Genomic DNA, 13,459 nt, shown 5'->3' with positions numbered 1-13,459 from the left:
TATGCTGAGCGCATGACCACCCTTCCCACCGGCTCGCCGTCGGTGCGCGACGTGCGCGACCGGCGCGTGCTCGTGGTTGAGGACGACCCCACCGTGCGGGAGGTGGCCAGCGGCTACCTCCGCTCGGCCGGCCTGATCGTGGACGAAGCGGTCGATGGTTTTGATGCTCTCGCTCTCGCGGAGCGCACGCCGCCCGACCTCGTCGTGCTGGACCGGATGCTGCCGGGTGTCGACGGGCTGGAAGTCGCCAGGAGACTGCGGAGCCGCCGGACGGTTCCGATCATCATGCTGACCGCGCTCGGCTCCACCGACGACCGGATCGAGGGGCTGGAGGCAGGCGCCGACGACTACCTGGCCAAGCCGTTCTCACCGCGCGAGCTGGTGCTGCGCGTGCAGTCCATTCTGCGCCGCAGCGTCGGCGAACTCGCCCCCGAGGCGCCGTTCCTCCTCGGAGCCTTCGCGATCGATCCCTCCAACCGCACGGTCAGGAAGGCCGGCCGGCCGCTGACCCTCACAGCCCGCGAGTTCGATCTGCTCGCGTTCTTCCTCAAGCATCCCAACCAGGTCTTCAGCCGGGAACAGCTCCTCAAAGAGGTCTGGCGATGGGATTTCGGCGACCTGTCCACGGTCACCGTCCACGTCCGCCGGCTGCGCGAGAAGATCGAGGACGACCCGACGAAACCCCGGCACCTCACCACCGTCTGGGCGGTGGGCTACCGGATGAGCGCCTGAGGAGGCGGCGGACATGCTCTCTCTCGCGGACCTCGCCGTGATCGTCGGCACCAGCCTGGTCGTGGCGCTCGTGATCTCGGCGGTGGCGGTGGCGGTGCTGCAACTGCTGCGCCGCGCGTCCATCCTGGTTCGCCTCGGTGTTGTCGTGCTGGCGGCCGTCGCGTCGATCGTCGGCGGCACGGTGGCCATCGCCCGGGCCATGTACATCTCGCCGCACGACTTCGTGGTGCTCGTCTGGGTCATCGCAGTAGCCGCTGTCGTGAGTCTCGGGGTGGCGGGGGTGCTGGGGATGGGCCTCGTGCGCACCAGCCGCACACTCCGCGATGCCGCTCGAGCGGTCGGCGACGGCGAGGTCGTCGCGGCGCAGCCGCAGGACAGCAGCGAATTCAGCGCCCTCTCGCGCGAACTCGCCGATATGTCCCGCCGTCTCGCCGAGTCGCGCGAGGAGGTCAGGATGCTCGACGAGTCGCGACGGCAACTCGTCGCCTGGATCTCGCACGATCTTCGCACCCCGCTGGCAGCCATGCAGGCGATGGCGGAGTCGCTCGAGGATGGCATCGCCGCCGATCCCGAGCGGTATTACCGGCAGCTGCGCAGCCAGTGCGCCACGCTTGGTCACATGGTGGACGACCTGTTCGAGCTGTCCAAGATCCAGTCCGGGAGCCTGCAGCTCGAGTTCGGCCCCCTGTCGCTGTACGACATCGTCAGCGATGCGGTGGCGGACCTTTCGCCGCTTGCCGCCACCCGCTCCATCTCCTTGAACGAATCGCAGGACGGCGACCTCACGGTGTGGGGGGACGCGCGGGAACTGTCCCGCGTCATCCACAACCTGCTCCTCAACGCCATCGAGCACTCCCCGGCAGGTTCCGGCATCCACGTCACTGTGCGCGAGGGGGCTGGCTCGTCGGTCGTGCTCAGCGTGGTGGACGAGGGTGGCGGCATCCCGGAGGAGCACCTGGCGAAGGTGTTCGACGCGGGCTGGCGGGGAAGCGCCGCGCGGTCCCCGCGCGACGGGGTGGTGTCGGGAGGTGCGGGCCTGGGCCTGGCGATCGTGCAGGGCATCGTCACCGCGCACGACGGGGACATCTCGGTGCGCAACACTGAGGCCGGCTGCCGGTTCGATGTGCAGCTGCCACGGTTCCGCACGGCGGCCGCCGGAACGTAGGGCACACCTGGTCGTCGGCTGCGGGCGCTCGTGCACGCCAACCGTCCGGAGGTCAGCGGATAGGGTGGGGATCTGGGTGTGCCGGGAAGTCTGGTCGGCGGGCGGTGGGTAACCGCTCCGACTGCCGAGGAGAGCCCGCATGTCTTTCGTCCGATCGGAACGTGTCGCAGCCGTTCTGCTGCTTGTCGCGGCTGTCGTGGGCTTGGTCGTGGCGAATACATCGATCGGTGCTCCGGTGCTGGCGCTCGAGAAGGTGGAAGTCGGGCCGGCCGGGACGGCGCTTCATCTGACGCTCGGTGAGTGGGTCAGCGAAGGCCTTCTCGCTGTGTTTTTCTTCGTCGCTGCTGTCGAGCTGCGCAACGAGTTCACCAACGGCCAACTGAACACGGTGAAGAAGGCGATCCGTCCCGCCGTCGCGGCAGCCTTCGGAGTCCTCGTACCCGTCGCCCTGTACCTGAGCATCACCGCGGGATCCGGTTACACCCGCGGTTGGCCGGTTCCTACGGCGACCGACATCGCCTTCGCGCTTGGCGTACTCGCGATTTTCGGACGCTCCATCCCGTCGCGGTTGCGCATCTTCATGCTCGCGCTGGCGATCCTGGATGACGTGGTCGGGATCGTGATCATCGCCGTCTTCTTCGCCCACGACATCAACCCGCTGCTGCTGATCGCCGCCGCCATCACGGTCACCGGGTTCGCGTTCCTCAGCCGACACATCGGAGGCCGTTTCCGCGTCCTTGTCTTCCTGCTGCTCGTCGTTTTGGCCGTGCTGGTGTGGGTGCTCGTGGCCCTTTCCGGTATCCATCCCACGATCGCCGGTGTCGCCCTCGGACTCGCGATGGCGCACCAGCCCGGTCTGCGCACACGCCACACGCTTGAACCTTTCACCAACGGTGTGGTCCTCCCGTTGTTCGCGTTCACGGCTGCGCTCGTCCCGATCCCCGGTGTGGGCATCGGAGAGCTTTCACCGCCGTTCTGGGGGATTCTTATCGCGTTGCCTGTCGGCAAGCTCGTCGGAATCACCCTCGGAACCTGGCTCTACACCCTGATCAGCCGAGACAACCGGCCCCACATCACCGTCCACGGACTCCTGGCTGCTGGAGCGCTCGGCGGGATCGGCTTCACCGTATCCCTGCTGATGAACGAACTCGCCTTCGACAACAGACCCGAAATCGCCGACCAGGGCACCCTCGCCGTCCTCCTCGGCTCCGGGATCTCGATCCTCGTTTCAGCGATCCTGGTCAGCACCTTGAACACGTCCTATCGACGCCTGCACCGTCTTCGTCAACAAGCGGTCGCACTGTCGGTCAAACGCTCCGACGAGCGCCCGCCACCACATCCGGCATAGGATGTCCGTCGCTCGACGGAGGGCGGAAGGCGAGGGACCTGTGGGCGATGAGCGGGTGACGATTGTCGACGTGGCGAGCAAGGCCGGCGTTGCCATCAGCTCGGTCTCGAGCGCGCTCAACGGCCGCCCCGGGGTGTCGGACGTCACGCGCGAGCGCATCATCCGGATCGCTGCGGAACTCGGATTCGTCCCTTCGCTTCGCGGGAAGAGCCTGTCGGGGCGGCGGGCGTTCACCGTCGGCCTGGTGCTGCACCGCGACCCGGACGTGCTGGAGCTCGACCCGTTCTTCGGCGGGTTCATCGGCGGCATCGAGGATGCGATCGACCCTCGGGGGTATGCACTCGTACTGCAGATCAGCGCTGAGTCGGACAAGGTGCTCCAGCGCTACGAGAAGCTCGCAGCCGACCGCCGTGTCGACGGCGTCTTCATCAGCGACCTGGAAGTCGACGATCCGCGGATCGAGCTGGTCCAGCGGCTCGGGTTGCCGGCGGTCGCGATCAACCCCGGCATCGGCTTCCCGATTCCCGCCGTGCGGGAGGACCCGGAGGCGGGGATCCGGGCGACACTGCGGCATCTGGTGGACCTGGGCCACCGCCGCATCGCCTACGTCAGCGGCCGCGCGAACATGACGCACTCGGTGGAGCGCGAGGACGCCTGGCGAACAGGGCTGCTCGAGATCGGGCTCGCGCCGGGTCCGGTCGTTCCCGGGGACTTCACTTACTTGGGCGGCGCGTCCGCCGCATCCACACTGCTCGCGCTCGCCGACGCACCCACGGCGGTGGTGTGCGCGAACGACCTCTCGGCCATCGGGCTGATCGCCCAGGCGCAGCATCTCGGGGTGGATGTGCCGGGACAGCTCTCGGTGGTGGGTTTCGACGACATCCGCCTCGGCACCTACGTGCGGCCGTCCGTGACGACTGTCCATACATCTCCGCGGAAGCTGGGCGCCGAGTCGGGCAGGATGCTGCTCGAGCTGATCGAGACGGGCGCCGTCAGCGACGTGCGGATCCCGGATGCGGAGCTGATCGTCCGCGATTCCACTGGCCCGGCGCGCGCCGGGCGCTGAGCCGAACCACCGATCGCCGCGCACCAAGGGTTGCGCTCGCCGACCTGAGCATGGCAGCATGACGGAACCGAAACGTTTCGGTGGTTCGCTCTCTCGGCTTCCGAAACGTTTCTGGAACCCGAATCACATGCGGACATTCCCGACTCGACGAGGAGACATCACATGGCAACGAAGAGGTTGCGCGGTACGACATTGGGCCGGCGGTTGCTCGCCGGCGCGGTCGCCGCGGCCACGATCGGCGCGCTGGCCGCCTGCTCCGGCGGCGGAGGCGGATCGACAGACGGCGAGCCCAGCGGCAAACTCCAGCTGCTCGTCTCGAGCAGCGACGCCACGGACGCCGGCTTCCGAGCGATCAATCAGGCGTTCGAGAAGCAGTACCCGAAGGTGGATGTGGTCTTCTCCACCGTCTCGAACGACAACTACCCGGCGACCAAATCCTCCCGACTGACGGCGGGCAACCTCGACCTGTTCGTAGTGAAGGGTCTGATGGAGACGCCGTCTTACGCGAAGGACGCGGCGACGGACGACGCGCGGCTCGCCAAGGCGGGCGGTCTGGTCGATTTGACCGGTGAGTCGTTCCTCAAGCAGTACACGCCCACCCTGCTCGACGCGCAGGCGATCGGCGGCAAGCAGTACGCAGTACCGACCGGCGTGAGCTACTACACCGGTGTCTTCTACAACAAGAAGATCTTTGCCGACAATGGGCTGACGGTCCCCACCACCTGGAGCGAGTTCACCAAGCTGGTCGACGTGCTGAAGGCCAAGGGCGTCACGCCGTTCGGCCTGGGCGGAAAGGACAGCTGGCCGGCCGGCCTCCCCATGCTGGCCTCGGTGGCGTCGCTCTACCCGACAGTCGCCGACAAGCAGCAGCTCGCGAAGGACCTGTGGACGAATAAGGCCACGCTCACAGACCCGACCCAGGTCAAGGTACTGGAGCAGACGGAGTACGTCCTGAAGAACGCGCAGCAGGGTGCGGCGGGCGCCGACTACACGTCAGTCCCGTCCGGATTCGCGGCGGGAGATTTCGCGATGACCGTCGACGGCACCTGGGACCAGCCGACGATCGATGCGGCGGTCGCGAAGTCTTTCGATTACGGGTACTTCCCGTTCCCGGGGTCGGATGACGCGGCCGACAACGCGCTGCTCAACGGCAAGACGGAGCTGCAGCTGGCGGTTCCCACCTCGGCGAAGAACAAGTCGGCGGCCATCGCCTGGCTGAAGTTCTTCTCGGACAAGAAGAACTACGAGCAGTTCCTGCAGAAGTCGGGCTTCTCGTCCGCACAGCCCGGCATCTCGACCAGCGACTTCCTCCAGTCGATCGGCGGCTACACGAAGTCATACGAGCCGGCGTGGGACCAGATCTGGTTCGCCAACAACAAGGCGGGTCAGGATGCGGTCTTCCCGTTCAACTACCCTGCGCTGAGCCCGCTCGGTTCCGCCACCGCCGAGCAGGCAGCTCAGGCCGCTCAGAAGGCGTGGTCGGCCGCCGGCTGACGCGCTGTCGAGACGGGCGGCCCGCAGATGTTCGGGCCGCCCGCTCGGGAGTCGAGAGACACATGACTGAATCGTTCCCCTTCCCTCGCCGGACACCGGTCCGGATCACCTTCGGGCTCGGGATGCTGTTGCTGGGCATCTTCGGCTTCGTCCCGGCGGTCGGCGTGCTGATCGCGTCGCTCACCGACCTGCGCGGCCTGCCCGGCCTGCCGATCAACTTCGTCGGCCTGCAGAATTACGTCGACTTCTTCTCGCCTGCGAAGTGGGCGGACAGCGCGAACGCGCTGCGGAACACGATCATCTTCGCGGTCGTGAGCACCGTGGTGCAGATCGTGGTCGCGCTGGCTGTCGCGGTGCTTCTGAACCGCAAGCTGAAGGGCCGGGACTTCTACCGCGCCGTGGTGTTCATGCCCACCATCCTGGGTGTGACGGTCACGGGCCTGGTCTGGTCGCTGATCTTCAATGTCAGCGGCGGCCCGGCCGCGTCGGTGCTCGACCTGTTCGGCGGCCACTCCGCGTTCTTCGGCGACCCTCACCTGGCGCTGACGCTGGTGATCCTGGTGCAAGTGTGGATGGTCCTGGGCATCTCCGTCATCATCTTCCTGTCCGGGCTGCAAGCGATTCCCGAAGAGCTGCTCGAGGCGGCGCAGATCGACGGGGCGACGGGTTGGCAGCGGTTCCGCAGCGTCACGGTCCCCCTGCTCGCACCCTCGATCACGGCGAACGTCCTCCTCGGCATCGTCAACGCGCTGCAGAGCTACCAGCTCATCTACGTGCTCAGCGGACCGAACAACCGCTCCACGCAGGTGCTCTCCCTGCTGGTCTACGTGCAAGGCTTCGGCGGCGCCTCCGGCACCACGCTGTCGCAGTCGCAGGGGTACGCATCCGCCGTCTCGATGGTCCAGTTCGTGCTGGTCGCCATCGTGTCGATCCTCGCGCTGGTCATCCTGCGCCGCCGGGAGGCGAAGCTATGACGACAACCACTTCCGAGTCACTGCCGGCCACGGCCGCACGCCCGCATGAGACGGTAGTGAAGCGTCGGCGGCGACGCCTGCCGATCGGGGCATACCTCTCCGCGCTCATCCTGCTCGTCGTGTTCCTGTTCCCTCTGCTCTACCTGCTCAACACGGCGCTGAAGTCGCAGGCGGAGTTCGTGGCGAACCCAGTCGGTCTCGTCGCGGATCCGCAGTGGGGCAACTTCGCCACCGCGTGGGAGAAGGGCGACTTCGGCGCATACATCGTCAACAGCGTGCTGTACACGGCGGCGGGTTCGGCGATCGGCACCCTGCTCACCTTGGTGCTCGCGTTTCCGGTCGCCCGTGGCTACGTCCGCGGCGCTAAGTACTGGTCGGTGATCTTCGTTCTGGTGCTGTTCCTGCCGAACGCCCTGATCACCCAGTTCCAGCTGCTGCTGCGCCTGGGCCTGTACGACACGCAGCTGGGCTACATCCTGCTGGTCGGCGTGGGAGTCGGCGTCGGCCCGCTGCTGCTGAGCGGTTTCGTGAAATCGATTCCGCGCGAACTCGACGAAGCCGCCGCGATGGATGGGGTCGGCTACTGGCGCTACCTCTTTGCCTTCATCCTGCCGCTGGCGCGCCCGGCACTGGTGACCGTGTTCATCCTGCAGGCGGTCTGGATCTGGAACGAGATCATCCTCGCGACGGTCCTGCTCGCCGACCCCACCAAGTTCCCGGTGACCGTCGGGTTGTATGCCTTCAAAGGGACGTACGGCAACCAGTGGCCGCTGCTCGCGGCGGCCACGTTCATCGTCGCAGCCCCGTTGATCGTCGGCTACATCTTCATCCAGCGCTACCTGGTCAACGGAGTCGTCGGCGCCGTCAAGGGCTGAGCCGTTTCCGTTCCACCCCACCCGCAAGAGAGGTCCTGTTGTCCACCACCATCGCCGCCGGCACCACCGCTGTCGCCATCCCGTACACCCTCGAACGCGTGGGCGTCGTCATGGAGCCCGACCCCACCGACCCGCGCCAGGCCGAAGGCGTACTCAACCCTGCGACGGTCCAGGACGCGGACGGCACGGTACATCTGTTCCCGCGGCTGGTGGCCCAGAGCAACGTGTCGCGGATCGGCCGGGCACGCGTCCACGTGACCGACGGGCTGCCGACGGGCGTCGACCAGCTCGAGATCGCACTGGAGGCGGAGCGGGGATGGGAGCACGGAACCGCGCATGGCGGCGTCGAGGACCCGCGCATCACGCCGCTGAAGGACCTCGGCATCCACGTCATGTCCTACGTGGCGTTCGGGCCGCTCGGCCCCAAGCCCGCGCTCGCCATCTCGACGGACGGCATCGGCTGGCGTCGGCTCGGGCCCATCCAGTTCCAGTACGACGACGGGCTCGACACCGACCTCAACCTGTTCCCCAATAAGGATGTCGTCTTCTTTCCCGATATCGTCCCCGACCCGGAGGGCCGTCCCAGCTTCGCGATGCTGCACCGGCCCATGTGGGACTTCGGATTCGTCCGGCCCGACGAGCAACCGCCGCTTCCGGCGGGCGTGACGGACGCGCGCGCCAGCATCTGGATCTCCTATGTGCCCGTCGAGGACGCCGTTCAGGATCTGACCGCTCTGACCCGGCCCGCCGGTCACCGGTTCGTCGCCGGGCCCGAGTACGACTGGGAGGCGCTGAAGATCGGCGCAGGGCCGGCGCCGCTCCGCGTGCCGGAGGGCTGGCTGCTCCTGCACCACGGAGTGACCGGGTCCCTTCCGGGCGGATCGTTCGTGCCCCAGGCGTTCACGGTCCGCTACGTCGTCGGCGCGATGCTGCTCGACGCCGACGATCCTTCGCGCGTCCTCGCCCGGTCGAGCGAGCCGCTGATGACCCCCGAAACCGCAGATGAGACTGCGGGCACAGTGGCCAACGTGCTCTTCCCCACGGCGATCGAGATGATCGAAGGAGAGCACTTCGTCTTCTACGGTGCCGCCGATACACGGATATCGGTTGCACGCCTGGTCCGCACCCTCTGACCCAACCCGCTCACCTGACAAGGAGTCCCGCGCAATGATGCGTCATCCTGAAGACCCGAACGCTCCACGTCCGCTCGTCCGCCGCTCGCGCCTCTCAGCGCTCGTGGCCTTCTTCGTCGCCGCCCTTCTGAGCGTGGCCGGCGTGACCGCTCCCGCGCAGGCAGCGGATCTGGAGACGGACGTCTCCACGATCGTCACCCGGCTGCAGGACTACTACCTGAGTCAGGGCGACGAGGTACAGATCGCCAACGGCATCTACCTGGCGCAGACCTCCAACGCGCTGGACTATGTCGCGTCGCAGAACGCCGACGGCTCGTGGTCCGACGTGAACTACCAGGACACGACGAGCTCGGCGAACGGCAAGACGTGGGATGCCTACAAGGCGCTCTACCGGATGGTCGCCATCGCCCAGGCGTACCGGGAGACTTCGGCCAAGGGGTACCACGACGCCCGGCTGATCGCGGCGGAGGAGCGCGCGCTCGCCTACTGGGACCAGGTGAACCCGGGCAACACCAACTGGTGGGAGACGGAGATCGGCGAGTCGATCGCCATGGGTCGCATCTCGATCTTCGTGGGCGACGTGCTGAGTCCGGGCGCCGCGGCACTGGCGATCACTCACAACCAGGGCAAGCTCGATCCGGCCGGAGCGAACGGCGCCTGGCGCACCTCCGATTACCTGTACAAGGCGCTCGCAACGCGGAACGCCGATCAGATCAAGGCGGGCTTCGCCACAATGGTGCAGACGGTGGCGGTGGACGACTCAGGGACCGTGCAGGAGGCGGTGCAGCCGGATGCCACATTCTGGGCACACGGCGCGCAGCTGTACAGCGAGGGCTACGGCATGGCCCTGTTCACCATGGTGGCGATGTGGGCGGACTCGGCTCGCGGCACGAGCCTGACTTTCACCCGTGACCAGCTGGACACCATCGCGTTCTACATCATCGACGGCACCCGCTGGCTGATCCGGGGCGAGATCGAGATGCTCTACCTGCTGTACCGCCCGGCGACGACGGTGGACGGGGTCACGAGCTATGCGGCCGTGTTCCTGGATCCGCTGGACCGGATGGCGCGCACCGATCCGCTCTACGCGACCACGTACCGCCAGCTCGCGGACAACATCCGGGGGAAGACGGCCGGCAACGGCGCGATCGGTGACACGTACTTCTGGCGCTCGGAGTTCTCCTCGCACCAGCGGGCGGACTACGGCATCGTGACCGGCCTGAACTCGAGCCGCACCGTCGGCAGCGAATACCGCTCGACGATCCGCAAGGACGTCGGCAATGAGATCGTGTGGAACCGCACCGGCACGACGGCGATCCAGGTGACGAACAAGGAGTACACGGACCTCGGTCCGGCGTTCGACTGGTTCCACTACCCGGGTACCACCGTGCCGTACGTGAAGGAGACCACTCTCGGCAAGGACGGCCGATCCGCCAACGGCGGCGCGTTCACGGGCGGTGTCTCGGACGGCGTGTACGGCGCGACTGTGGAGAGCCTGGACCGGGTCGGCACCCAGGCGCAGAAGAGCTACTACTACTTCGACGACGAGATGGTCGCCCTCGGTGCGGGCATCCAGTCGACCTCTACCGCGCCCATCCACACCACGGTGAACCAGGTCGCAGCCAAGGCCAACGCGTCGGTCGACGGTCAGAAGGTCGCGGCAGGGACCGACGGGAAAGTCGTCCAGGATCCGTCGTGGGCGTACAACGACAAGGTCGGGTACGTGTTCCCGTCGAACCAGGCCCTGACGGTGTCCGACAAGACCCAGACCGGCAGCTATTACGGCGACCAGCCAGAGAGCCATGACGCGTTCTCGTTGTATTTCGACCACGGCGTAACGCCGAGCAAGGCCGGCTACGAGTACATCGTGCTCCCGGCCAAGACGGCGGCCCAGACGCAGGCCTACGCGGCGGCCCCGGCCGTGAAGATCCTCCGCAACGACACGTCGGTGCAGGCGGTGCAGCATCCCGGACTCAAGCGGACGATGGCGACCTTCTACAAGGCCGGATCCCTCGAGCTCGGCGACGGCCGTACCCTCACGGTCAGCCAGCCCGGCATCCTGATGCTCGACGAGTCCTCGGGCACCCCGGTGGTGAGCCTGTCGAACCCGAGCCAGCCGGGCATCCTCGTGGATGTCACGCTGAGTGGGGGAGACGCCGCGTCGCGGGGCACGTTCGTTCTCGGGACAGGGGCGAACCTGGGCAAGACCGTCACGGAGCCGCTGGCCGCGGACCTCTCGGGCGGTTCGCCCTACACCGCGAGCGGCTCGGCCGCCGGTCACGCTCCCGCGCTCGCCGGTGACAAGGACCAGACCACGACCTGGCAGTCGTCGGGCACCGGCCCGTGGCTGAGTCAGCGTCTGGCGGCGGGCACGTACGCCCTGGGGGCGGACGTGGATTGGGGCACCGACTACGCGTCCCGTTTCCTGGTCCAGACCTCCATGGACGGAGCCACCTGGACCGATCGGAAGCTGGTCCAGAACGGTGCAGGTGGACACCAGCACGTGGACTTCCCGCCGACGACGGCGAACTTCGTCCGCATCCTGCCCCTGGATGGGCCGGGAGGGGGCTCCTACTCGGTCGCGGAGTTCGCGGCGGTCTCCGCCACGAACCTCGCCCTCGGCGCACCGACCACCGCGTCCGACGGGACGAGCCCGGGCAGCGCGACCGACGGCAACCCGACCACGCGGTGGATCGCCGACAGGACAGGGTCACCGGACGCGTCGTGGCTCCAGGTCGACTTGGGCAGTGTGCAGAAGGTGGGAGCCGTCCGGCTGTCGTGGGAGGCCTCCTACGCCAGCCAGTACAAGCTCCAGGTCTCCGATGACGGCAGGACCTGGCGCGATGCATACGCGACCCCGGCAGTGGGAAGCGATGGCGGCACCGACCTGGTGGCGCTGAACGCGACCGGCCGTTACGTCCGGATGCAGACCGTGAAGCGCGCGATCGCCACCTACGGCGTCTCCGTGTGGGAGTTCGAGGTGTTCGGCGACAGCGCCATCACCACCGCCCCCACGACCGCTGGGCGGGTGAACCTCGCCCAGGGAAAGCCGACCACCTCTGACAGCGTCTACAACAACCTCGCAAATGTGCAGGCTCCCGCGGCTACCGACGGCTCGAAGACCACCAAGTGGTCGTCGGTGCGCCCGACCGGGACCGCACCGTACACGAACCGGAACTGGCTGCAGGTCGACCTCGGGTCGGTCCAGCCGGTGTCCCAGGCGGTCGTCGAATGGGAGAGCGGCAACTCCACCGACTACCAACTCGAGGGCTCGGTGAACGGCACCGACTGGATGCCGTTGGCGCGCGTGCAGAATCCGGGCACCGCCGACCACCGTCGGGATACGACAGACTTCGCCACCGCAGAGGTGCGTTACGTCCGGGTGATCGGGTCGCCGGCGACCAAGTACGGGCTCAACATTTGGGAGTTCGAGGTGTACGGCGGGTACAACCTGGCCTGCACCGCCCCGGTCAGCGTGGGCCGCGGCGGCACCGCCACCCTGACGGGGACCATCACCCCGGCTACCAGCGGGGACTTGTTCGCCGCGTACTCGCTCGACCCCTCTGTCGCGTCGGTTGCCTCCGCGCCGCGGGCGGGAGCAGACGGCACCGTCTCCGTCGACCTGAAGGCTGGTGCTCCCGGGAGCACGTCCATCCTGCTGACGCATGCCGCCGGCGAGGAGTTCGTCTCGTGCCCGGTCACGGTGGCGGTCGACACCGCCGCGCTGCAGGCGCTGGTGGATCGTGCCGAGGGGCTCGATAGCACCATGTACACGCCCGCCAGCTGGTCTCCGCTGCTGCCCGCGCTGGATGCGGCCAAGGCCACGCTGAAGGCCTCCGGGAGCACGCAGGCCGTGATCGATGCCCGCGCGGCATCGTTGAAGGCAGCGCTCGACGGGTTGAAGGCGACAGTCATCGTCAGTGCGCCTGCGGTGACCGCGAACTGGGGGACCGCGGCTGTCGTCACCGTCACCGTGACCTCGCCACTGCCCGTCACCGGGCAGGTCTCCCTCACCGAAGGGACCAAGGACCGCGGTGCCGCCGCACTGAGGAACGGTGTCGCGGAGTTCACCCTCCCCGTCGGTCTCGCAGCGGGCGACCACACCCTGACGGCGACCTACTCCGGCAGTGACTCCGTCGACGGTGGCAGCACCACGGTGACCGTGACGGTCGTGCTTCCGGCGGCGTGGAATAAGGCGACCTCGTACAAGTCGGGCGACGTCGTCAGCTACCGCGGAGCGGTGTACAAGGCGGGATGGTCGACGAAGGGTGAACAGCCCGGCCTCAGCAACACGGGGGCATGGCAGGAACTCGCGCTGACGGAGAGCGGCGCGGTCTCGTGGACCGCGTCCCGTGTCTTCGGAGCCGGTGACACCGTCGTCTACCAGGGGCGGACCTTCCTCGCCGGCTGGTACAGCCGGGGCGACGTCCCCGGATCGGTGACCGGCCCGTGGCAGGAGATCGCGAACGCGCCGGACGGCACCGCGCTGTGGACGCCGTCGCGCGTCTTCAACGCCGGCGACAAGGCGAGCTACCGCGGCATCGTGTACGTCGCCAAGTGGTACACCCGCAACCAGGCTCCGGGCGCCCCCAACGGGCCATGGGCCGTCGCCGGGTAGCCGAAGCCGGCCCTCAGGCGGGAACCGGTTCGGGTCCGGTTCCCGCCCGCGGGG

9 protein-coding genes are annotated in these 13,459 nt (G+C 67.7%); all 9 read left to right on the top strand.

From position 1 onward, the window contains the following. Positions 1–12 precede the first annotated feature (12 nt). The 9 genes from AB4Y74_RS15485 (at position 13) to AB4Y74_RS15445 (ending at position 13,405) form a co-directional block, all read left to right on the top strand. A complete protein-coding gene (locus AB4Y74_RS15485) occupies positions 13–732 on the top strand; it encodes a response regulator transcription factor (protein WP_441799953.1) in 720 nt (239 codons plus the stop codon). 13 nt (positions 733–745) lie between these two features. Next, on the top strand, positions 746–1,897 hold the full coding sequence (locus AB4Y74_RS15480) for a sensor histidine kinase (RefSeq protein ID WP_441799952.1): 1,152 nt from the start codon (positions 746–748) through the stop codon (positions 1,895–1,897). Positions 1,898–2,036: 139 nt separating this feature from the next. Continuing rightward, positions 2,037–3,245 carry a Na+/H+ antiporter NhaA gene (locus AB4Y74_RS15475; protein ID WP_441799951.1) on the top strand — a complete coding sequence of 403 codons (1,209 nt, stop codon included), beginning with the start codon at positions 2,037–2,039 and terminating at the stop codon, positions 3,243–3,245. 55 nt (positions 3,246–3,300) lie between these two features. After that, positions 3,301–4,311 carry a LacI family DNA-binding transcriptional regulator gene (locus AB4Y74_RS15470; RefSeq protein ID WP_441799950.1) on the top strand — a complete coding sequence of 337 codons (1,011 nt, stop codon included), beginning with the start codon at positions 3,301–3,303 and terminating at the stop codon, positions 4,309–4,311. Positions 4,312–4,473: 162 nt separating this feature from the next. Then, positions 4,474–5,805, top strand: coding sequence for an ABC transporter substrate-binding protein (locus AB4Y74_RS15465; RefSeq protein ID WP_441799949.1), 1,332 nt, complete (start codon positions 4,474–4,476; stop codon positions 5,803–5,805). 62 nt (positions 5,806–5,867) lie between these two features. Next, positions 5,868–6,779 carry a carbohydrate ABC transporter permease gene (locus tag AB4Y74_RS15460; protein WP_441799948.1) on the top strand — a complete coding sequence of 304 codons (912 nt, stop codon included), beginning with the start codon at positions 5,868–5,870 and terminating at the stop codon, positions 6,777–6,779. Beyond that, positions 6,776–7,654: a carbohydrate ABC transporter permease gene (locus AB4Y74_RS15455; protein WP_441799947.1), complete on the top strand. Its 879-nt coding sequence runs from the start codon at positions 6,776–6,778 to the stop codon at positions 7,652–7,654. Before AB4Y74_RS15460 ends, AB4Y74_RS15455 begins: the two co-directional genes overlap by 4 nt. Before the next feature lie 38 nt (positions 7,655–7,692). Continuing rightward, positions 7,693–8,787 carry a glycoside hydrolase family 130 protein gene (locus AB4Y74_RS15450; protein WP_441799946.1) on the top strand — a complete coding sequence of 365 codons (1,095 nt, stop codon included), beginning with the start codon at positions 7,693–7,695 and terminating at the stop codon, positions 8,785–8,787. Positions 8,788–8,821: 34 nt separating this feature from the next. Beyond that, positions 8,822–13,405, top strand: a complete 4,584-nt coding sequence (locus AB4Y74_RS15445) for a polysaccharide lyase family 8 super-sandwich domain-containing protein (protein ID WP_441799945.1) — start codon at positions 8,822–8,824, stop codon at positions 13,403–13,405. Positions 13,406–13,459 lie beyond the last annotated feature (54 nt).

Origin of the sequence: Leifsonia sp. RAF41 (assembly GCF_052114085.1) — a bacterium.
In the GTDB taxonomy this organism is placed as follows: Bacteria; Actinomycetota; Actinomycetes; order Actinomycetales; family Microbacteriaceae; genus Leifsonia.
The sequence above is the reverse complement of the archived record's forward strand: the minus strand, read 5'-3'. Positions and strand labels throughout refer to the sequence as shown.